The following is a 21621-nucleotide window of genomic DNA, read 5'->3' as shown; positions in this document are numbered from 1 at the left end:
AGCAGAGATGGACGACCACTCCGCACGACAGACCCGCGTCAGCCGCGCCCTCGCCAGAAGGAGCTTCCTGGTCGCCACCGGCCTCGCCGCGGCCGGCGCCGCCTGGTCGATGACCGGCACCGGCAAGGCCCTGGCCACCGGCTCGGCACCCGCCACGGCACAGGGCTTCGCCGTACCGGTCGACACCGTCGCCCACAGCAGGACCTGGATGGCCTGGCCCGACAGCACCGGTGTCTGGGGGCCGAAACTCCCCGGCGTCCAGACGAACATCGCCCTGATAGCCCGCACGATCGCGAAGTACGAACCCGTCACCCTGTGCGCCAACCCCGCCAGCGCGCAGGCAGCCAGGAACGCCTGCGGCCCCTCCGTGACCGTCCTCGACACGATCCCGGTCGACGACTGCTGGATGCGCGACAGCGGCCCCGTCTTCCGTACCGACGGCGCCGGCGGCCTGGACGCCATCGGCACGAACTTCAACGGCTGGGGCGGCAAGCAGCGCCACGCCCAGGACGCCCTGGTCGCCGAGCGGATCGCGGCCCACCTCGGAGTGCCGTTCACCGCCGCCGGCTTCGTCGGCGAGGGCGGCGCGGTGGAGACCGACGGCGACGGCACGCTCATGGCCACCAGGAGCAGTCTCCTCAACACCAACCGCAACCCGGACCTGAGCCAGGCACAGGTCGAAAGCGCGCTGTACGAGGCGTACGGGGCCACCAAGGTGATCTGGTTCAACGGCGTGACCGGGCGCGACATCACCGACGACCACGTCGACGCCACCTCCAGGTTCCTGGCCGCCGCCTCCGGTCTGGTCCAGACGCCGCTCGCCACGGACACCGACGCCTGGTCGCAGGACGCGCGCGAGCAGTACCGGATCCTCTCCACGGCCACCGACGCCCGGGGCAACCCGATCACGGTCACCCCGCTCCAGGGCCCCGACTACCAACGCATCCGCTCCACCAGTCCCACGTTCGTCGCGGCGTACGCCAACTACTACGTGTGCAACGGCGCCGTGATCTCCGCCCAGTTCGGCGACACCCGGGCCGACGCCGCGGCCAAGGCGACGCTCCAGCAGATCTTCCCGGACCGGGTCGTCGAACAACTCGACATCGACAGCCTCGGCGCGGGCGGCGGCGGCATCCACTGCGTCACCCAGCAGCAACCGCGGCCCTGACCCGCGGCGGGCGTCGTCGCACCTGGCTGCCGCGGGCCCGGCGCCAGTCCGGCGACCCCGCCATGCCCAAGGGCGCATTCCGCACCACATGCGGAATGCGCCCGCAACAGCTCAGAACCGCTCGCCTCCGCGCGCGCGAAACGTGACGGGTGGCGGTGCGCCCTGGCACGCGGGACCCGGCCCGGACGTGTCCTGGGCGCGGATGCGGAGCAGGGTGGCGACCCAACTGCGGTACGGCCGCCACCGGTCGGCGACGGCGGCCAGTCGCGCGACGTCGGCGGCGGCCGGGGCGAAGGAGACGCGGACGTGCAGGGCTGCGGGGTCGGGGTCGGGGTCGGGGTCGGGGTCGGGGTCGGCGATGGTGACGGACATGGGAGTCCCTCCCTATGTCAAAACTTTGACACCACCGACACTAGGGCGTCGATACCACCATGTCGAAATGCTGACATGCCACACGCGATTGACCTTGCCGCAGCGACGACGATTCCACGGAGGAAGGCATCGACGCCGTTGAGCACCTCCGCACGCCGTGCTGGTGGCGCAGGGCGCCGACGACCCACGCGTCGTGAAGGCCGCGTCCGGCTGCCCGAACGACCGGTCCCCGTGCACGCGGGTGCACGGGGACCGGTTCCACGTCGTACGGGTCAGTGCCGCACGCCCGAGGGCTTGGGCAGGGTGCAGCCCGAGGCGTTCAGGTCCAGCTTGTTGCCGGCGCCGAAGCACTTGGTGATGAAGTAGGTCTCCTGCGCGTAGCCGATGCCGTCGTGGACGGTGACGTTGCCGTTCTCATCGACCTCGCACGGGTTGTTGAGGGTGCACCGCTCGCCGTTCTCGTTGATGGTGTTGTTGATGGCGGTGACCTTGCCGGTGCTGTTGTCGACCACCGGCGAACCGGACGTGCCGCCGATGACCTTGCACTCCGGGGTGTAGCGGACCGAGTCCTTCCAGGTCCAGTCACCCTCCTTGACGGTGGGCGCGAACCCGTCGACGCTACAGCTGTAGGTCTTCTTCCAGTAGCCGGAGACGACGGTGATCCCGGCACCCTTGGTCGGGTGGTCGGCGGACAGCTCCAGCGCCTTGATGCCGTACTTCTGCTCGATCTGCGCGTAGGTCGAACCGGTCTGATACAGCGTTACATCGGTGTCGGTCATCGTCGAGTAGGCGACCTTGGTGGCCTTGATCGTGCCCAGGTCGCCGGCGGACTTGTCCAGGACGGTGAAGCTGCGGCTGGAGGGCTGGTCGACTATCACCTCCCCCGCCGACGGCATCCCGCTCTCCAGGCAGTGCCCGTTGGTCATCACCAACGCGGGGTCGTTCGGCTGCGAGGCGGGCATCTTGACGATCGATCCGGAGCAATTGTCCAACGCCACCGTGCCGGCGAAGTCAACGGCCTTGGTGCGCGGGGGCTTCGGCTTGTGGTGCGCGGGGGCGCCCGCCGGGGCGGCGCCCGCCGGACCGGCGGTGGCCAGCAGGGCGGCGGCTCCCATGACGGCGGTGGCCAGGGTGCCGACGAGAGGTCGATGCATGTGGGGGTCCTCTCAACTCTGTGTACCGGCGCGGCATGACGCGGGGTCCCGTCCACCGCCTCCGGATTTGTCATGCGCATTCTGTGCCGTCGTGCGCCCCGCGGCAATGAGATTCGGTGAACGAGGAGAAATTGCCGGCCTGACACTCCGCCATCTGCCCCCTCAGGCAAGGGTGAAGCGACCCCCACGGGGCCAGAACGCGCCCGAAGCGGGCATCTTCTTCATGCGGCCGCAGGTCGGCCACGGCAAGGCCGTCACCGTCTCCTTGTACCGGACCGCCGCGCGGCCGGTCGGGCAGATCCGGCAGCGGGCTGACCGGCATCGAGTCGGCGGCGGAGATCGCCGAACGGCACCCGGAGTTGAACGTGGTGCTGCCGGCAGGCGCGAGCCCGGCGCCGCCATGGATCCGCGGGCCGAGGCGGACGCGGGGGCCGCGCTCGACCGGTTCGTGACACGGAGCCGGAGTGACGCACATCCGGCGCGAAACACCTTGCGGGAAGGGCCGGTTGGGATCTCCGCTCAGTCGCGGCGCACCGACGGTCGCGGCCCTCCCGCGGCGTCCGCTCGGTGCGCGCGGAGTGCGGCGAGGCCGCTGACGACGATCCACGCGTCGACCGCGAAGGCCGCCATGCGCTCCAGGGTGCCGAGGCCCGTTCCGGGATCGTGCTGACCGAAGAACGACCACGCCGCGAGCACGGCGGCAGCGGCCAGGGCCAACGTCACGGCGCGCAGTCTGCCGAACGGCGAGCCCACCGGCACGAATCCGGCGCAGAGCAGCCCGAGGTTCCCCAGGCCCATGATGAGCAGCGCGCCCAGCACGTGCAGGTTCTCGTCGACGTCCGCGGGAACGCACCCGACCAGGACCCACCCCGCCGCGTTGAGGGCGAACAGGATGCGGGCCGCTGCCGCGAGCCGACCACGGCCCCAACAGGCGGCGGTCGCCACGGTACCGAGGAGCAGCAGTGCGCCGTGGAGGACGAAGGAGGCGTTCATGACGTCGTGCAGCGGTGAGCACACGTAGCGGGGGCGGGAGGCGTCCCAGGTCCGGCAGTGGACGTTGCCGAGGTCGCTGACGTTGTTCGTCGCCCAGCTGAAGGGCGTACGCCAGGCGGAGGCGACGACCACTTGGACGACGAGGAACTGCACGGCCGCGACGATCCATGCGGCCGCACCGAGCCGCACGGCCGGGGAGACGCGGTGGGCGGGGCGCTGCGGGTGCGGTGCCCGCGGTATGTGCGGAGCGGATGATGAGGTCATGGCTTCCCTTCGCGGACCGGGGTGCGCGGTGGACCTCCGCGCAGGGGCTGCACGGAGGTTCGCCGGGCGGGGTGTTCGCGAAGGTTCTCAGGCGAGGCGGTTCCCCACCTCCCCGCAACGGGGGACACCGGGGGCGCCGTGACGGGGAGGAGGGGCCGGTCCTTTCGGGGGAGGTGCGCGGCGCGCCCTCGCCTACTCTGCTTCGCCGCCGGCGCGGTACCCCCGGAGCATGGCGCCGAGGATGTCGGTCAGCCGGGGGACGACGTCGACGACGGCGTGGCCGAGGTCCGGGTCCGTCTCGTACAGGCGGCGCAGTTCGGTGCCCGGGGCGGCCATCTGCCACAGCGCGCCGGCCATGGACGTGGCGGTGGCGACGACGTTGCCGGCCTGCGCCGGGCTCAGCGCGGCCACCCGGCACAGCGCCTCGCCCACCGCGGCGACCTCGGCGAGGGCGGTGACCTTGAAGCAACGGACGCTCTCCAGCGACACGTTGCGCTCCAGGTTCATCGGCGTGTGGGCGAGCAGATCGCAGAACAGCGGCCGCGCCACCAGCGACTCCGCCAACAGACCGGCCACCGCGCGCGAGCGGGGCTCGTGGCGCACGCCGTCGGCGGACCGGGCGGCGCGCGCGTCGCCCGCGTCCGGCGCCGCGTCGACGAGCCGCTCGCGCACCGCCCGCGACCACTCGACCCACCCGGCGGCGGCCAGGCGCAGGAAGATCTCTTCCCGGGTCTCGAAGTAGCGGAGCATTCCCGACTTGTGCATGCCGACCTCGGCGGCGATGTCGGTCAAGGTCACCGTGCGGATGCCGTGCGCGGTGGCCAGGCGGGCCGCCGCGTCGAGGATCGCGGCCTCGCGGGCGAGCTTGGCCTCGGAGCTGCGGGCTCTGGTGGGCTGACTGCGACTGGCCATGACGCCATCGTAACGCAACACGGTTGCACTATTAACGCAACCGTGTTTCGCTATCTCCATGGCAACTCAGACGTGGTTCCTCACCGGTTCATCCCGCGGCCTCGGCCGCTCCCTCGCCGTGGCCGCCCTGGAAGCGGGCGACCGGGTCGTCGCCACCGCCCGCAAGCCGGAACAGCTCTCCGACCTGACCGAGCGGTACGGCGACCGGGTGCTCCCGGTCGCGCTCGACGTGACCGACGCCGCCGCCGCCGCGGCCGCCCTCGACGCCGCCCGCGACCGCTTCGGCCGCATCGACGTGCTCGTCAACAACGCCGGCTACGCGAACGTCGCCCCGGTCGAAACGGCGCCGGAGGACGACTTCCGCCGCCAGTTCGAGACGAACTTCTGGGGCGTGTACAACGTCTCCAAGACGGCGCTCCCCCTCCTGAAGGCGCAGGGCGGCGGCACCGTCGTGCAGTTCTCCTCGATCGGCGGCCGGGTGGGCGGCAGTGCCGGCCTGGGCTCCTACCAGGCGGCCAAGTTCGCCATCGACGGCCTCACCCGGGTGCTCGCCACCGAGACCGCGCCGTTCGGGATCCGCTACCTGGTCGTCGAACCCAGCGGCTTCGCCACCGACTGGGCCGGCTCCTCCATGGACGTCCAGGACGTCCCGCCGGAGTACCAGGAGACCGTGGGCGCCTTCACCGAGCGGGCCCGCGGCAGCCGGTCCGCCGGCGACCCGGACCGCGCCGCCGAGATCCTGGTGCGCGTGGTCAAGCGCGACCACCTCCCCACCCACCTGCCGCTGGGCGCGAACGCGGCCCGGATGGCGCTCGACCACGCGCGCCGGCAGAGCGCCGAGGCCGAAGCCTGGCGGACCGTCTCGGTCTCCGCCGACTTCGGCGCGGAGTACCCGGTCGCGCTCCCGCCGGACGCCGCGTAGCCGGCGGGCACCGACCGGCTAGGCCGGCTGCCCCGCGGACCGCCCCCAGGTGTCCGGGCTCCACAGCCCCGAGCGGTTCAGCGACCGCGGGCAGTGCAGGTAGACCTCGTCGACGTCGAGGAGCAGCGCGAGCCTCGGCCGCTGCCCCTTGACCGCCATGTCGGCGAAGAAGGGGGCGTCGGTGAGGATGCGCGCGCGGCCGTTGACGCGGAGCACGTCCTTGGCGCCCGGTATGAGGAACAGCAGGCCGGCACGCGGGTTCGCCAGGACGTTGTGGAAGCTGTCCCCGCGGCGGTTGCCCGGCCAGTCCGGCAGGGCCACCGTGCGGGCGTCGACGACGTGCGCGAAGCCGGGGCCGTCGCCGCGCGGCGACACGTCGCAGTTGCCGTGGGCGTCCGCCGTGGCGAGCAGGCAGAACGGCGAACGGGCGAGCAACTCCCGGTCCTGGTCGTCCAGTTGGTCGTGCACCTTGTCGATCACCGCGGGGTGCGGCTCGCCGAGGATCTCGCGCAGCCGCTCCGGGGAACGCAGCTCCACCAGTCCATCGCCGCGCCCTTGGGCCGTGCGGGGTTCCAGGGCGTGCGTGACGTGCGGCAAGGCCGGCTCCTCAGGTCGTACGTGATGCTCCAACGACGACTGGGGCACCGCCGGAGGGGGTTGCCGCACCCACCCTAACCGACAGTCATTAGGTTAGCCTCACCTAAGGGTTCGCGGGCATCGCCCGGGCCGCGAACGCGGCGATCACGCCACGGGAGGCAGCAGGGCCGAGCCGCCCGCGAGGCCGATCCGGTGCAGGACCGCCGCCACATGGCGGGTGAGGAGTGCGCGGGCGGCGGTGCCGTCGCCGCGGCGGATGGCCTCGGTGATGGCGGCGTGCTCGCCGAGGTCGTCGGCGGCATGGCCGGGGCCCGCCGTCGAGGCCGCCGCGATGCGGATCTGCTGGTCCCAGAGGTTCTCGTGGAGCCGCGCCAGGACGGGGTTGCCACCGGCCCGCATGAGCTGGGTGTGGAAGGCGCGGGCGACGTCCAGCGCCCGCCGGGACGAGACGCCGTCCGGTGCGTCGTTCCCGGCCTGCGGCAGCGTCTCGGCGGCCTGGCGCATCGCCTCCGGACCCCGCGCCGCCAGGGCGTCCAGCGCGAACAGCTCCATCAGCAGCCGCGCTTGGAGGACGGCGTGCGCCTCACCCGGCGTCACCGGCACGACCAGGGCGCCGCGCTTGGGGTACAGGCGCAGGAAGCCCTCCGCCTGCAGGCGCAGGAACGCCTCGCGCACGGGAGTGTTGGACAGGCCGAGCTCGGTGGCCACGGCGCGCTCGGAGAGCAGCTCGCCGCCGGGGTAGCGGCCGTCCAGGAGGCGCTCCCGGACGTGGGCGTACGCGCGGTCGGCGGTCGGCTTCGACGGTGTCATGGCACCCATTGTGCCTGCTCGCCGCAGACATCCACCTAATCTTCCGTCTATGCTTACGTCTATCATCGTGACGCCCCCGCCCCGTCACGACCGGTGGCCGGTGCCCGGCGAGCGGTGGCCGGAGCGACCGATTCCCCCCTTCCCGCGACCAAGGAGACACGATGCGCACCGCCCTCTTCGTGACCTGCCTCAATGACGCGCTCCATCCGCAGACCGGCCGAGCCACGGTCGGCCTCCTGCGACGGCTCGGCGTGAGCGTGGACTTCCCACCGCGGCAGAGCTGCTGCGGGCAGATGCACTACAACACCGGCTACCGCAAGGAGACCGCCAAGCTCGCCCGCCACTTCGTGGACGTCTTCGAGACGTACGACGAGATCGTCGTGCCCTCGGCCTCCTGCGGCGGGCTGCCCTCCGAGGCGTACGAGCGCGCGGCCCAGGCGGCCGGGGACGCCGGCCTGCTGCGCGACGTGCGCGCCATCGCCCCGCGCGTCCACGAGTTGACGCGCTACCTCACCGACGTCCTCGGCGTGGAGGACGTGGGCGCCCACTTCCCCCATCGCGTCACCTACCACCCCACCTGCCACAGCCTGCGGGCCACGGGGCTGGGGGACCGTCCCTACCGCTTGTTGCGCGCGGTCGACGGCATCGACTTCGTCGAACTGCCCGCCGAGGAGGAGTGCTGCGGGTTCGGCGGCACCTTCTCGATCAAGAACGGGGCCGTCTCCGGCGCGATGAACGGCGACAAGGCCCGGCACGTGCGGGAGACCGGCGCCCACGTGCTGGCCGCGGTCGACAACTCGTGCCTGATGAACATCGGCGGCCGACTCACCAAGGACGGCCACGCCGTCCGCACCCTGCACCTGGTCGAGATCCTGGCCCGCACCCGGGCCGACGGACCGCTCGCGGACGTACCGGTGGCACGGAACGGAGCACTGCGATGAGCAAGACCTTCATGGGCTGGCCCACCTTCCCCAAGGCCGCCGAGACCGCCACCGCCGACGCACCACTGCGCGCGAACGTCCGCCGCGCCACGCACACCATCCGCACCAAGCGCGCCGCGCTGGTCGACGAGCGCCCCGACTGGCAGGACCTGCGGGACACCGCGGCCGCACTCAAGGACGACGTCCTCGCCCACCTCGACACCTACCTGGAGCAGATCGAGGAGAAGGTCACCGCGGCGGGCGGGACCGTCCACTGGGCCGGCGACGCCGAGGAGGCCAACCGCATCGTCACCCGCCTCGTCCAGGACACCGGCGAAACCGAGATCGTCAAGGTCAAGTCGATGCTGACGGAGGAGATCGGGCTCGACGGGGCCCTGGCGGCGGCCGGGATCAGCGCCCGCGAGACCGACCTCGCCGCGGCCATCGTGCAACTCGGCGACGACCTGCCGTCCCACGTCGTGGTCCCGGCGCTGCACCGCAACCGCAGCGAGATCCGCGACGTGTTCGTCCGGGAGATGGGGAAGCACGGTCGACCGGCGCCCGAAGGACTCTCCGAGGACCCCGAGGAACTCGCCGAGGCCGCCCGACTGCACATGCGCGAGAAGTTCCTCACCTCGCGGGTCGCCGTCTCCGGCGCGAACTTCATGGTCGCCGAGACCGGCACCCTGTGCATCGTGGAATCCGAGGGCAACGGCCGCATGTGCCTCACCCTCGCGGACACCCTGATATCCGTCGTCGGCATCGAGAAGGTCATCCCCACCTGGCAGGACCTGGAGGTCTACCTCCAACTGCTGGCCCGCAGCGCCACCGGCGAACGGATGGCCCCCTACACCAGCACCTGGACCGGCGTCACCGACGGCAACGGCCCGCGCGCCTTCCACCTGGTGCTCGTCGACAACGGCCGCACCCGCGCGCTCGCCGACCCGGTCGGGCGCCAGGCCCTGCGCTGCATCCGCTGCGGTGCCTGCATGAACATCTGCCCCGTCTACGAGCGCACCGGCGGCCAGGCGTACGGCTCGGTGTACCCGGGCCCGATCGGCGCGATCCTCAACCCGCTGCTCAAGGGGGCGGACGATCCGCAGACCGCCTCGCTGCCCTACGCCTCCTCGCTCTGCGGCGCGTGCAACGAGGTCTGCCCGGTCAAGATCCGCTTCACCGACGTCCTCCTCGAACTCCGCCACGACATCGCCGAGGGCGACGCGAAGGTCAAGCACCCCGCGGAACGGGTCGCCCTGAAGGCCGTCGCGGGCGCCATGGGGCACGGCGCGCTGTGGAACGCCGCCGTGAAGGCCGCGGGCACCGCCGGGCGCCTGGTGCCCAAGAACGCGCAGCTGCCCGGCCCGTTGCGCGGCTGGACCGACAGCCGGGCACTCCCCGACATCCCCGAGGAGTCCTTCCGCAGTTGGTGGAAGCGGACCGAAGGAGGCACCAAGTGAGTTCCCGCGAGGCCATGCTGCGCCGCATCCGCCAGGCCACCGCCGACCTGCCCAAAGACCCCGGCCCCGTCCCCCGCTCCTACCTTCGCCACGCCCCCGCGGTGGTTCCCGGCGACCGGTCGGCAGCCGTCGCACTGCTGGTGGAGCGACTGACGGAGTACGGGGCCGAGGTGCACCGCAGCGCCGAGGCGGACCTCCCGGCAGCGGTCGCCGGCGCCCTCGCGGCAGCGGGCTCCGCCGTCGTCCCCGCCGGGCTGCCCGACGCCTGGCTAGCCCGCTGGTCGGGAGTCGTCCGTCGCGACGCCCCGCCACTCACCCACGCCGAACTCGACGCCACCGACGCCGTGCTGACCACCTGTGCGGCAGCCGTCGCGGAGTCCGGCACCCTCGTCCTGGACGGCGGGCCCGGCCAGGGCAGGCGCGCCCCCACCCTCCTGCCCGACCTGCACGTCTGCGTCGTCCGCGGCGCGCAGGTGCACTCCGCCATGCCCGAGGCCATCGGCCGGCTGGCGCCGGCGCGCCCCCTGACGTGGATCAGCGGGCCCTCCGCGACCGCCGACATCGAGATGATCCGCGTCCGCGGCGTGCACGGTCCGCGGCGGCTGACCGTGCTCCTCGTGCCGTGACGCGGCGTCCGGTGCGCGCGGCGGCGGGTGGCGGGCCGAGGTGCGCGCCGGCGGGGCGTTCGGCCCGGTCCGGCGCCGCGCGCCAGGCCGTGTCCGGTAGGACGGAGCGATCCACCGGACAAGCCGTCGACCGCCCGCCTCACTCGGGTGTGCGCAGGCTCAGAACCCTGGGCTCACCCAGTGGGCCATGATTCCGGTGCGTCCGTCGTCACCGCTGGAGATGGCGGCGCCGGCGGTGGCGGTGGCCCCGTTGCGGTACCCGTAGAGCATCACCTTGTCCGGGGCGGCGAAGGCGTACAGGAACGTCTGCCCGGCGGTGGCCTGGAAGCCGAAACCCGCGGCGGATTGGATGCCGGTCACTGCCTCACTGCCGGGCATGATCCCGGCGTTGTTGTACAACGCCGTGTGGATCAGCAGCAAACCCCCGCTCGCGATGAGGGCGAAGTTCGTGTGGGCGTTGTAGGCGATCTCCCACACTCCGGCATAGGGGATGGTGAGTGCCGGGACCTCGGAGATCTTCTCGTAGACGCTGTCGGTGGTGAGGACGTGGTTGAAGGTGAGCGGGCCGGTCTGAGTCCAGGAGCCTCCCTGCGCGAGGGCCGGACTGGTTGGTGTTGTCATGCCTGTGACGGTATGCGTGGCAGTGGCAACTGGTAGGGCACTCCTGGCAGTTCGTCGGTAATTGTCTCGCGGTTGGCCGGAAGGTCTCAGAGAAACGTTCCGGCCGGTGACGGGAGTTCCGTAGGGAGGGGTGATCGTCATGACGTCCACGGGCGACTCCACCCATCTCAAGGCGGCGCTCGACACCGGCATCGGGCACCTCCGCGGCACGGCGGGCGTGCCGGCCCGGGCGTGACGGCCGCGGGCCGGCGGCTGACGGCCGGTCCGACGGTTACCCGACCGCCGTCACTTCGTTGCTGTGGGTGTGCGAACCTCTCGTCTCCTCGCGGCACTGGCCCTGGCGGCACTGACTGCCGGTACCGCCGTCGGCGCCGCTCACGCCGCCCCCGCCCCGCCCGACAGCAGGATCGAAGGCCGAGCGGACCACGGACCGCTGCGCTGCCCCCAGTGGTTCCGGGAACCCCATTGCGTGGAACTCCTGGGCGGACCGTACGAGGGCTGCCCCTGCAACGAGGACCGCCCGCCGTGGCTGCCACGGGGTCCGCAGCCTCGCTGACCGTCCCTCATTGCCCCTGGCCGCCCTGGCTCGCCCGTCCGCCGCGCCGCCGTCGGGTTCGGCGCGTTCCGGCGGGCCGGCGGCAGACGGCCGTAGCAGGATGGCCGCGATGAGTACCCCGCACTGGCTCTTCGGCGACCAGCTCGGTCCGCACTTCCTCGCCCGTGGCGCGGACGGACCCGGCCGGGACGCCCCCGTGGTGATGATCGAGGCCCGCTCGGTGTTCCGCCGGCGCCGCTTCCACCGGGCCAAGGCCCATCTCGTGCTCTCCGCGATGCGCCACCGGGCCGCCGAACTCGGCGACCGGGTCGTCTACGTCCGCGCCGAGACCTACCGCGAGGGCCTGCGCGAGGCCGCGCCCGACCGGACCCTGACCGTGCACCACCCCACCTCCCACGCCGCCCTCCGCCTGGTGCGTTCCCTGCCGCACGTTCGGGTGTTGCCCGCCCGCGGATTCCTGCTGCCGCACGAGGCGTTCCGTGCCTGGGCGGACGAGCACGGCGGCGGACGCCTGCGGCAGGAGGACTTCTACCACTGGGTGCGCCGCGAGCTGGACCTGCTCATGGACGGTGACGCCCCGGCCGGCGGACGCTGGAACCACGACCACGCCAACCGGGAGGCCCCGCCCAAGGGCAGCCGCACCCTCGGCGCGCCCGCGCCCTACCGGCCCCGCGAGGACACCATCGACGAGGAGGTCCGCGCCGACCTGGACCGTTGGGAGCGCGAGGACGGCATCCGCTTCGTCGGCCGGGACGGGCCGCGCCGCTTCCCCGCCACCCGACGTGAGGCGCAGGCCGCGTTGCGGCGGTTCGCCCGGCACCGGCTCGCCGGCTTCGGCCCGCACGAGGACGCGATGCTCGCCGCCGACCCGGTGATGAGCCACAGCCTGCTGTCGTCCTCCCTCAACCTCGGCCTCCTCGACCCCGCGGAGTGCGTGGCGGCGGCGGAGGACGCCTGGCGGGCCGGCCGGGCGCCCGTCAACAGCGTCGAGGGCTTCGTGCGGCAGGTCGCGGGCTGGCGCGAGTACGTGTGGCAGTTGTACTGGTACTTCGGCGACGACTACCGCCACCGCAACGCCCTGTGGCACCACGCGCCGCTCCCCGACTGGTTCCGCGAGCTCGACGCGGACGCCGTCACCGCCCGCTGCCTGGCCACCGTCCTCGCCCAAGTGCGCGACACCGGCTGGACGCACCACATCCCGCGGCTGATGGTCCTCGGCAACTTCGCCCTGCAGCGCGGCTGGGACCCACGTGCGGTGACCGACTGGTTCCACCGCTGCTTCGTCGACGGCTACGACTGGGTGATGCTGCCCAACGTCATCGGCATGTCCCAGTACGCCGACGGCGGCCGGATGACCACCAAGCCCTACACCTCCGGCGGCGCCTACATCCACCGCATGAGCGACCTGTGCGCGGACTGCGCGTACCGTCCTTCGGACCGCACCGGACCGCGGGCCTGCCCGTTCACCACCGGCTACTGGTCCTTCGCCGACCGGCACCGCGCGCTGCTCGCCGGCAACCAGCGCACCGCGCGGGCGATCCGCGGCCTGGATCGCCTGGGGGACCTGGACGAGGTGTTGCGCACCGACCGCCGGTGGGACGCGGGGCCGCCGTGAGCCCGGTGCGCGGGTGGCCCGTTCGGGTGCCTGCGCTCACCCGCCCGTCAGGTCCGCCAGCACCTCGCGGGCGGCCCGGGCGCCGGAGGCCATCGCCCCCTGCACCGAACCCGTCGCGCGGTGGTCACCGCACACATAGCGGCCCGCGCCCAGCCGGGTGCGGCGGCTGAGGGGCAGTCCCGGTGGCATCGCGGGCAGCGCTTCGTCCACCGTGCGCGTCGCGATCAGGTCCCAGTCACCGGTGTCGGTCTCGTAGCACTCCGCCAGGGCGGTACGTAGTGCCTGCTCCCGGCCCGCGAGGTCGCCGCCCAACGCGGAGGTCGCCACCAGTGCGTGGCCGCGCGGGGCGTGGCCCGGGTGGACCTCGCTCAGCACGCAGGTGTTCACGAAGCGTCCCCGCACGTCCGTCATCAACGTCGGCTCGCGCAACGGGGAGCGGGTGGCGAGGTGGTGGTAGGTGGTGACCGTGCGGTAGGGCGGTACGGCCAGGCGTGGGAGCAGGCGGGCGGCCGCCGCCGGCCCGACCGCGACGACGACGGCCCGGGCCGTCACTGCCCGGTCCCCGTCCACGAGGACTCCGTCGTCGGTCAGTTCCGTGACGGGCGACTCCAACGACACCGTGCCGTAAGGAAGTTGGGCGGCCAACACCTGGGGAACGGCCCCGATGCCGCCGGCCGGCAGGCAGAGGGTGCCGCGGACCATGCTCCGCCAGACCAGGTGGAAGAAGCGGCCGGAGGTCGCCAACTGGTCCTCCAGGAACACCCCCGACAGGAACGGCCGGAAGAACCGCGCCACGAAGTCGTCGGTGAAGCCCGCCCTGGCCAGCGCCCGGCGCGTCGTGGTGTCCTTCCCGCGCCGCAGCAGCGTCGCGGGGGCGAGCACGTCCCGGCCGGTCAGCGCGGCCAGGGCGGCCAGGTCGCGCGGCCCGGCCAGGCCGCCCGCCAACCCTTCCAGGGCCTGCCGGGCCGCGCGCGTGGGGTCGGCGAACCGCAGGCGCCGGCCGTCGTCGCACACCAGGAAGCCGGGCGTGAACGGGCGCAGCCGCAGGCGATCCAGTCGCACCCGGCGCCGCACTTGCGGATAGGCCGTGTTGAAGACCTGGAAACCCCGGTCGACGGTGCACCCCGCCACAAGGTCGGTGCGCATCCGGCCGCCAGGCCGGTCTCCGGCTTCCACCACCCGCACCCGCAGTCCGGCCGCGCACAGGTCCGCGGCGCAGGCCAGCCCGGCGGGCCCGGCGCCCACCACGACGACGTCCCACGCCGTGTGGTCGAGGTGTCGGATGCTCAATCTCGTTCCCTCACATCCCGGGTCCGCGGGGTTCAGGCGGGCACGCCACGCGTTCGGGCGTCGTTCCAGTATGCCGTCGGACACGGTTCGGCGCCGACGGTGACCGGGCCGGTCCCAAGCCCGGCTTGTTGCTCTGCTTTCCCCTTGTTCGCCGCCCGTGCCCGGAGTGCGGTGCCCCGCGCCACCGTTCGGCGTCACCCGACCGGGCCAGGGTCCACGGTGCTCACGACGCCCGTCGAGTCCGCTGCACAGGCCCCGAAACAGAGCGCCTGACGGCCCTCGGTGCACCGCTTGGGCGGGCGGCATTCGATGGTGGCCCCCGAGGGCCTCGGGTAGCGTTGCGGTCATAGGTGAATAAAGAGCTGTTCAAGCCGGAGGATTTGAGGGTCGAGCGATTCCCCTTACGAGGGGACGCCAAACCGAGAACCCGAATTTCCCGTCCCACCCGCGGTCGGCGCGAAGGGAGGTGCCGAAATTCTTCCGGTCCGACGTGCCTGATGCGTCGGTCACCATCGGATCGGCTCAGCAACACGCTTCGGGGCACGGTTCTCCGCGCGCTTCCTTCCCACGGGAGGCGAGGAAGGTCCGTCGTCCTCCGGTCTCGATCGAAGCAGCTCAGGCTGCTGGAACAGCTCGGTCGACACACTCATCGCCGCCGGAAGCACCCGGTCCGAGCACGCCGAAGCTTCTCCGGCACTGCGGCACCTCATGGGTCGTTGCCGACCGCACTCCTGGTGAGTCGGTTTCCGCCGGCAAAAGCAGGCATGAGGCGCTCAAGGAGCTCACATGGTGAACGAATCTACCGACGGCCCGTCCGGCGGAACCGGTGAAAACGACATACCCCTGACGGGCGGCGGAGAATCAGTGGCCAGCCTGGAACGGGCCTTCGCGGAATTGCTGGCAAAGGTGATGACGCGCACCGAACCGATTCCGGCCGACGGTCATTTCTTCGCCGATCTCGGCGCGGACTCCATGGTGATGGCCCATTTCTGCGCCCGGGTCAGGAAGCGGGCGGACCTGCCGTCGGTGTCGATGAAGGACGTCTACCAGCATCCGACCGTCCGGAGCCTGGCGGCGGCACTGGGTGCGGACGCTCCCGTGGCCTCGGCTCCCGCGCCGCGCACCGCCCCGGTACCGACCGAAGCGCCGCTGCCGGGCAGCACCGCGCGCTACGTGCTGTGCGGGGCCCTGCAGTTGCTGTTCTTCTTCGGCTACTCCTACGTCCTCGTGCTCGCCACCACCCGCGGATACCAGTGGGTCTCCCGTGGATCCGGTCCCCTGGCCCTCTACGGGCGGGCGGTCGTCTTCGGCGCCGCCGAATTCTTCGGCCTGTGCGCCTTTCCGATCGTGGCCAAGTGGCTCCTCATCGGACGGTGGACGGCCCGCGAGTTCCCGGTCTGGGGGCTGACCTACCTGCGCTTCTGGATCGTGAAGGTGTTGGTGCACGCCAACCCCATCGTGCTGTTCGTCGGCAGTCCGGTGTACGTGCTCTACCTGCGGGCCCTGGGCGCCCGGATCGGCAGGCACGTCACGGTCCTCTCCCGCTCCGTCCCCGTCTGCACCGACCTGCTGACCATCGGCACCGGGTCGGTGATCCGCAAGGACGCGTTCCTGCTCTGCTACCGGGCCCACGCCGGGCGGATCCAGACCGGGCCGGTCACCCTCGGCCGGAACGTGTTCGTCGGCGAGCACACCGTCCTCGACGTGCACACCGCCATGGGGGACGGCGCGCAGCTCGGACACGCCTCCGCCCTGCAACCCGGCGAGGCGGTGCCGGCCGGCCAGCACTGGCACGGCTCTCCCGCGCAGCCGACGGAGGTGGAGTACCTGCGGGTGGCGCCGGCCCGGTGCGGGACGGGACGGCGTGCGGTCTTCGCCGCGGCCGGCCTCGCCAGGTCGCTGCTCGTCGTCCTGCCGTTGACCGTCTTGGTCTTCGCCGTCCTGTGGGCCAAGGTCCCGGTGTTGGGCGACGAGGGGAGGCTGAGCGGACTGGAGCTGTCGTCGGCGACGTTCTACCTGAACGCGCTGGTCCTCTCCCTGGTGCTGTTCTTCGGCTTCGTCGTGGTGGGACTGGCCGTGGTGTTCACCGCTCCGCGACTGATGCGCCGAGCGGTCGAACCCGGGGTGGTCTACCCGCTGTACGGCTTCCGCTACGCCACGCACCGCTCGATCGCGCGGCTGACCAACGTCAAGTTCTTCACCTGGCTGTTCGGTGACAGTTCCTACATCGTCCACTACCTGCAACGGTTGGGGTACGACCTCTCCCCCGTCGAGCAGACCGGTTCGAACTTCGGCAGCGGCGTGCAGCACGAATCGCCGTTCCTGAGTTCCGTCGGGAGCGGCACGATGGTCGCCGACGGCCTGTCGCTGGTCAACGCGGAGTTCTCCAGCACGTCCTTCAGCGTCGCCCGCACGGCGATCGGCAAGCACAACTTCCTCGGCAACCACATCGCCTATCCGGCGGGTGGGCGCACCGGCGACAACTGCCTGCTGGCGACCAAGGTGATGGTGCCGCTGGACGGGGAGGTCCGGGAGGGCGTGGGCCTGCTGGGTTCGCCGAGCTTCGAGATCCCGCGGTCGGTGGAGCGCGACAGTCGCTTCGACCACCTGCGCAGCGGCGACGAACTGCACCGGCGCCTGGCCGCCAAGAACCGCTACAACCTCCGCACCATCGCCCTGATCCTGCTCGTCCGCTGGCTGCACTTCCTCGGGTTGGTGCTGTTGAGCCTGGTGACCACCACCCGGGACGACGTGCTCGGGCACCTGTTGGACGCGGGGTTCCTGGTGTTCGTGATGGCGTACACCGCCGTGTACTTCGCCTTCGTGGAGCGGTACACCCAGCGGTTCCGCCCGTTGCAACCCCAGGTGCGGTCCATCTACGACCCGTACTTCTGGCACCACGAGCGACTGTGGAAGGTCCCCGACACCCACCTCAACGCCTTCAACGGCACCCCCTTCAAGAACCTCGTGTGGCGCCTGCACGGCGTCCGCCTGGGACGCCGGGTCTTCGACGACGGCTGCCACCCCTCCGAGCGGACCCTCACCACCATCGGCGACGACTGCACCCTCAACGCCGGCAGCCGCATCCAATGCCACTCCCAGGAAGACGGCACCTTCAAGTCCGACCGCAGCACCCTCGGCGCCGGCTGCACCCTCGGCGTCGGTGCGCTCGTCCACTACGGCGTCACCCTGGGCGACGGCGCCACCCTCGCCGCCGACTCCTTCCTCATGAAGGGCGAGGACGTACCACCCCACGCCCTCTGGGCGGGCAACCCCGCCACCGAGACGCACGTCCGCCGTGCCGTGGTCTCCCCCGCAGACGGCGAACCGGAACCCGCATCCCTGGTGGACCGCCGGACACCGCCAAGACGCTCCCCGCACCACGGCACGACCGTCGCCAAGCGGGCACCCGGCTGACCCCGGGCCACCGTGACCGGCCGCCCACCCAGCACGGTACGAGCCACCACCGCCGCAGCCCGCGAGCGGGCCAGCGGCACCGCGGCACGAGGCAGTAGAGGGAGCACTGACGATGACGAAGCTGACGGAAGCGGACCGCGACTACTGGGAACAGGCCCTGGCCGCAGGGGGGTTCACGGCGGTTCCGCGCTGGTCCACCGAGGCGGGGACCGACCTGGCCGGGTACGAGTTGGCGCTGCCCGCCAAGACGGGGGCGGCCGTGGTCCGCCAGGCCGCGGCGCTCGGCAGCCCGGTGGAAGCGGTGCTGTTGGCCGCCCACGCCACGGTGCTCGCCGCGCTGTCGGGGGAACCGGACGTCACCACCGGGTACCGTGCGCCCGACGGTGGCGCGCCGTTGCCGTGCCGGGTGTCCACCACCGGTGCCAGCTGGTGCGAACTGGTGGAGCGGTCCACCCGTGCGGTGGCCGGACTGCTCCCCCACCGCGGGGTCACCGCCACCGAGCTCTCGCGCCAACTGGGCCTGGACCACGTCCTGTTCGAGACCGAACTGGATCTGGCGGGGGCGGTGGACGAACTGGCTGCGGGCACCGTGCTGCGGGTGACGGCGTCCTGGGAGGGCGACGGCTTCACACTGGGCGTGCGGTACCGGACCGCGGCGCTGGACGCGGCGGCCGCCGCCCGGATAGCCGGCTACCACCGCGCCGCGCTGACCCAGTTCGCCGCCGATCCGCAGGCCGCGCCGGTGCCGTCGGCGCTGCTGTCGGCCGCGGAGCGCCGTCTGCAGTTGGAGGGCCTGGCCGGGCCGCACCGGGAGCTGCCCGATCGGCGCTTCCACGAGCTGTTCGAGGAGCGCGTGCGGGTCCATCCGGACGCCGTCGCCGCGGTCCACGGCACCCGACGGTGCACCTACCGGGAACTCAACGAGCGGGCCAACCGCCTGGGACGGGCCCTGTTGGAGCGGGGGTTGGGGCACGAGGACGTCGTGGCGGTCGTCACCGAACGCAATCTGGACTGGCTGGCCGCCGTGCTGGCCGTCTTCAAGGCCGGCGGCGTCTACCTCCCCATCGAGCCGGGCTTCCCCGCCGACCGGATCGCGACCATGCTCGCGCGCGCCGCATGCCATCTCGTCCTGACCGAGTCCGGGAACACGGCCACGCTGGACCAGGCGCTCAGCGCCGTGCCGGACGTCCGTACGCTCGGCGTCGACGCCGCGCACGACCGGACCCAGTCCGCGGAGGACCTGGGCGTCAAGGTGGCGGCGGACCAACTCGCGTACATCTACTTCACCAGCGGCTCCACCGGGGAGCCCAAAGGCGCGATGTGCGAGCACGCCGGATTCCTCAACCACCTGCACGCCAAGATCACCGACCTCGGCATCACCGAAGGACAGGTCGTCGCCCAGACCGCCCCCCAATGCTTCGACATCTCCCTGTGGCAACTGGTCACCGCCCTCCTCGTCGGCGGCCGCACCCACCTCGTCGACCAGCACACCATCATGGACGTCCCACGCTTCGTCGACACCCTCGCCGACGGCCGCGTCACCGTCCTGCAAGTCGTCCCCTCCTACCTCGAAGCCGTCCTGTCCGACCTCGAACGGCACCCCCGCCCGCTGCCGGACCTCCGCTGCGTCTCCGTCACCGGGGAGGCGCTCAAGATCACCCTCGCGCACCGCTGGTTCGCGGTGCGGCCCGACGTCCGGCTCGTCAACGCCTACGGCCTGACGGAGACCTCCGACGACACCAACCACGAGGTCATGGACCGGCCGCCGGACGGCGAGCGGGTCCCGCTCGGACCGTGCGTGCCCAACGTCCGCGTCTACGTCGTCGACGACGACCTCCAGCCCGTGCCGCTGGGCGCTCCCGGGCAGATCGTGTTCTCCGGCGTCTGCGTCGGCCGCGGCTACGTCAACGACCCCGAACGCACCTGCGCGGCCTTCCTCGACGACCCCCACCGCATCGGACAACGCCTGTACAAGGGCGGCGACTACGGCCGGTGGCTGCCCGGCGGGAAACTGGACTTCCTCGGGCGACGCGACGCCCAGGTCAAGATCCGCGGCTTCCGCATCGAGATCGGTGACGTGGCCAACGCCCTGTTGCGGGTGCCGGGGGTCAGTGACGGCGCGGTGCTGGCCGTCGGCGACGAGAGCCAGGCACAACACCTGGTGGCCTTCTACACCGGCCCGCAGCCCCTGGAGACGGACGACCTGCGCGGACACCTCGGGAAGGCACTGCCCCCCTACATGCTCCCCAGCGCCTTCCAGTGGCTGGAGCGGCTCCCCCTGACCGCCAACGGGAAGGTCGACAACAAGGAGTTGGCCCGTCTCGTCGCCCGGCCGCAGGAGCCCGAGGCCGCCGACCGCGCTCCGCACACCCCCACCGAGGTGCGACTGGCCCGTGCCTGGGCGGAGGTGCTCGGCATCCGGGAGGACGAGGTGGGTCGGCTGGACCACTTCTTCCGCCGGGGCGGCACCTCGCTCTCGGCGCTGAAACTCGTGATCGCGCTCGACCGGGCCGTCTCGCTCAAGGACCTGGCCAGTCACCCGGTCCTGGCCGACCTGGCCGCCCTGCTCGACGGGCACGAGGAGCGCGTGGGCGACCCGCGCGCCGTCCCCGCACCGCCACCGTGATCCACGCACCGGGCACCCGCGCGCCTGCGCGCGCACCTCGCCCGCGCGGGGCGCGGACCGCCGCGCGCACCGACGTCCAGACGATCCCGATGAGGCCGCACACGGCACGGCCGCCCCGCCCCCTCGTGGGGAACGCGGAGCAGCCGCGGACAGGAAAGGCACCGACATGTCACTGCCACAGTCAACGATCGCGCTCGACCTGGACCGCCAGCCGGGCCGGCCCCCGATCCTCACCGCCGAAGCGGGCGCGGACCCCGCGCAGTGGGCCGCCCGGAACCGGGATGCCCTGCGCGCCGTCCTCGCGGAGCACGGCGCAGTGCTGGTCCGCGGACTGGGGCTGGCCGACGTCGACCGGATCGCCACGACCTTCCCCGCGTTGTCGCCGGACCTGATGGTGGAGCGCGAGAGCTTCGCGCCGCGGGACGACCACGGGCAGGGCGTCTACTCCTCCTCCCCGTGGCCGCAGAACCAGCCGATGTGCATGCACCACGAGCTCAGCTACGCGCTCCGCTTCCCCGGCCTGATGCTCTTCGCCTGCCGCACCGCACCCACCGACGGCGGAGCCACCGCGGTCGCCGACGCGAGCGCCGTCCTCGACGCCCTCCCCAAGAAGCTGATCAAGCCCTTCGAACGGCAGGGCTGGTTGCTGACCCGAAGCTACAACGACGAGATCGGGGCCTCCGTCGCCCAGGCGTTCGGCACCGACGACCGCGAGGCCGTCGAACGCTACTGCCGCGCCAACGCCATCGCCTTCGACTGGCAACCCGACGGCACCCTCCGCACCCGCCAACGCCGCAGCGCCGTCGTGCGCCACCCGGTCTCCGGACGCCGCTGCTGGTTCAACCAGATCGCCTTCCTCAACGAATGGACGATCGCCCCGGAGATCCGGGAATACCTGGTCGACACCTACGGCGCCGACGGACTCCCCTTCAACACCCGCTACGGCAACGGCGACCCCATCGAGCCCGACGTCATCGAACTCCTCAACGCCGTGTACCAGGACCACACCGTCCGCGAGCCCTGGCGCGCCGGTGACCTCCTGCTCGTCGACAACGTCCGCACCGCACACAGCCGGGAGCCGTTCGACGGCCCCCGCGAAGTCCTCGTCGGCATGGGCGCTCCCACGTCCCTGGCCGACTGCTCGCCCACCATCGAGGTGACCACGCCATGACGACCCTGCACTCCGCGGCCGACGGGCCCGCGACCGCCACGCCCCGTACCGTACCGCCGTTCGCGGTGATCTCCGGGGCCCAGGTCCAACGCGCCCTCCAGGGAAGGGCACCCGAGATCGTGGACCTGAT

17 protein-coding genes and 1 pseudogene are annotated in these 21621 nt (G+C 72.1%); 9 read left to right on the top strand and 9 right to left on the bottom strand.

Annotated features, from left to right (window positions below):
• Window positions 1-7: 7 nt before the first annotated feature.
• Entirely contained in the window at window positions 8-1168 is a 1161-nt protein-coding gene (locus ACJ6WD_RS33865; protein WP_331248932.1) for an agmatine deiminase family protein, read from the top strand.
• A 111-nt stretch (window positions 1169-1279) separates the two neighbouring features.
• Here the strand turns inward: ACJ6WD_RS33865 and ACJ6WD_RS33860 are convergent, their stop codons facing one another.
• The 5 genes and pseudogenes from ACJ6WD_RS33860 to ACJ6WD_RS33840 form a co-directional block, all read right to left on the bottom strand.
• Window positions 1280-1540 carry a hypothetical protein gene (locus tag ACJ6WD_RS33860; protein WP_407617159.1) on the bottom strand — a complete coding sequence of 87 codons (261 nt, stop codon included), beginning with the start codon at window positions 1538-1540 and terminating at the stop codon, window positions 1280-1282.
• A 272-nt stretch (window positions 1541-1812) separates the two neighbouring features.
• A complete protein-coding gene (locus ACJ6WD_RS33855) occupies window positions 1813-2694 on the bottom strand; it encodes a serine protease (RefSeq protein ID WP_376439381.1) in 882 nt (293 codons plus the stop codon).
• 162 nt (window positions 2695-2856) lie between these two features.
• Window positions 2857-3000, bottom strand: a pseudogene (locus tag ACJ6WD_RS33850) (FAD-dependent oxidoreductase); the annotation flags it as partial.
• A 213-nt stretch (window positions 3001-3213) separates the two neighbouring features.
• Window positions 3214-3951 (bottom strand): DUF998 domain-containing protein, encoded by a 738-nt coding sequence (locus ACJ6WD_RS33845; protein WP_407617158.1) that lies wholly within the window; start codon window positions 3949-3951, stop codon window positions 3214-3216.
• Between the two features lie 192 nt (window positions 3952-4143).
• A complete protein-coding gene (locus tag ACJ6WD_RS33840) occupies window positions 4144-4863 on the bottom strand; it encodes a TetR/AcrR family transcriptional regulator (RefSeq protein ID WP_407617157.1) in 720 nt (239 codons plus the stop codon).
• Between the two features lie 58 nt (window positions 4864-4921).
• Here ACJ6WD_RS33840 and ACJ6WD_RS33835 point away from each other — a divergent pair, with 58 nt between their 5' ends.
• The gene (locus ACJ6WD_RS33835) at window positions 4922-5785 is read left to right on the top strand and encodes an SDR family NAD(P)-dependent oxidoreductase (protein WP_407617156.1); all 864 of its coding nucleotides are present in this window, start codon (window positions 4922-4924) and stop codon (window positions 5783-5785) included.
• Between the two features lie 18 nt (window positions 5786-5803).
• Here the strand turns inward: ACJ6WD_RS33835 and ACJ6WD_RS33830 are convergent, their stop codons facing one another.
• Both ACJ6WD_RS33830 and ACJ6WD_RS33825 read right to left on the bottom strand, forming a co-directional pair.
• Window positions 5804-6382: an MSMEG_1061 family FMN-dependent PPOX-type flavoprotein gene (locus ACJ6WD_RS33830; RefSeq protein WP_374206895.1), complete on the bottom strand. Its 579-nt coding sequence runs from the start codon at window positions 6380-6382 to the stop codon at window positions 5804-5806.
• Window positions 6383-6526: 144 nt separating this feature from the next.
• Window positions 6527-7192: a GntR family transcriptional regulator gene (locus ACJ6WD_RS33825; RefSeq protein WP_376555224.1), complete on the bottom strand. Its 666-nt coding sequence runs from the start codon at window positions 7190-7192 to the stop codon at window positions 6527-6529.
• 161 nt (window positions 7193-7353) lie between these two features.
• On the opposite strand from ACJ6WD_RS33825, the gene ACJ6WD_RS33820 reads away from it, so the two are divergent.
• The 3 genes from ACJ6WD_RS33820 to ACJ6WD_RS33810 are packed head-to-tail and all read left to right on the top strand — an operon-like array spanning window position 7354 to window position 10195.
• Window positions 7354-8133: a (Fe-S)-binding protein gene (locus ACJ6WD_RS33820; RefSeq protein WP_407617155.1), complete on the top strand. Its 780-nt coding sequence runs from the start codon at window positions 7354-7356 to the stop codon at window positions 8131-8133.
• Window positions 8130-9569: a LutB/LldF family L-lactate oxidation iron-sulfur protein gene (locus ACJ6WD_RS33815; protein WP_407617154.1), complete on the top strand. Its 1440-nt coding sequence runs from the start codon at window positions 8130-8132 to the stop codon at window positions 9567-9569. The genes ACJ6WD_RS33820 and ACJ6WD_RS33815 overlap by 4 nt, the downstream gene beginning before the upstream one ends.
• Window positions 9566-10195 (top strand): LUD domain-containing protein, encoded by a 630-nt coding sequence (locus tag ACJ6WD_RS33810; protein WP_233661399.1) that lies wholly within the window; start codon window positions 9566-9568, stop codon window positions 10193-10195. The genes ACJ6WD_RS33815 and ACJ6WD_RS33810 overlap by 4 nt, the downstream gene beginning before the upstream one ends.
• Window positions 10196-10354: 159 nt before the next feature.
• On the opposite strand, the gene ACJ6WD_RS33805 is transcribed toward ACJ6WD_RS33810, so the two are convergent.
• On the bottom strand, window positions 10355-10816 hold the full coding sequence (locus ACJ6WD_RS33805; RefSeq protein ID WP_407617153.1) for a hypothetical protein: 462 nt from the start codon (window positions 10814-10816) through the stop codon (window positions 10355-10357).
• A gap of 665 nt (window positions 10817-11481) precedes the next feature.
• On the opposite strand from ACJ6WD_RS33805, the gene ACJ6WD_RS33800 reads away from it, so the two are divergent.
• Window positions 11482-12987, top strand: coding sequence for a cryptochrome/photolyase family protein (locus ACJ6WD_RS33800; RefSeq protein ID WP_407617152.1), 1506 nt, complete (start codon window positions 11482-11484; stop codon window positions 12985-12987).
• 36 nt (window positions 12988-13023) lie between these two features.
• On the opposite strand, the gene ACJ6WD_RS33795 is transcribed toward ACJ6WD_RS33800, so the two are convergent.
• A complete protein-coding gene (locus ACJ6WD_RS33795; RefSeq protein ID WP_376439405.1) occupies window positions 13024-14277 on the bottom strand; it encodes an FAD-dependent oxidoreductase in 1254 nt (417 codons plus the stop codon).
• A 786-nt stretch (window positions 14278-15063) separates the two neighbouring features.
• Here ACJ6WD_RS33795 and ACJ6WD_RS33790 point away from each other — a divergent pair.
• From ACJ6WD_RS33790 to ACJ6WD_RS33780, 3 genes are all read left to right on the top strand, one after another.
• A complete protein-coding gene (locus tag ACJ6WD_RS33790) occupies window positions 15064-17694 on the top strand; it encodes a Pls/PosA family non-ribosomal peptide synthetase (RefSeq protein ID WP_407617151.1) in 2631 nt (876 codons plus the stop codon).
• A gap of 112 nt (window positions 17695-17806) precedes the next feature.
• Entirely contained in the window at window positions 17807-20320 is a 2514-nt protein-coding gene (locus ACJ6WD_RS33785) for a non-ribosomal peptide synthetase (protein WP_407617150.1), read from the top strand.
• Window positions 20321-20486: 166 nt separating this feature from the next.
• Window positions 20487-21491, top strand: a complete 1005-nt coding sequence (locus tag ACJ6WD_RS33780) for a TauD/TfdA family dioxygenase (RefSeq protein ID WP_407617149.1) — start codon at window positions 20487-20489, stop codon at window positions 21489-21491.
• Window positions 21492-21621 lie beyond the last annotated feature (130 nt).

This window comes from Streptomyces sp. VTCC 41912 (genome assembly GCF_045799175.1).
Taxonomy (GTDB): Bacteria; Actinomycetota; Actinomycetes; order Streptomycetales; family Streptomycetaceae; genus Streptomyces; species Streptomyces albulus_C.
This window is presented reverse-complemented; position numbering and strand designations above follow the sequence as displayed.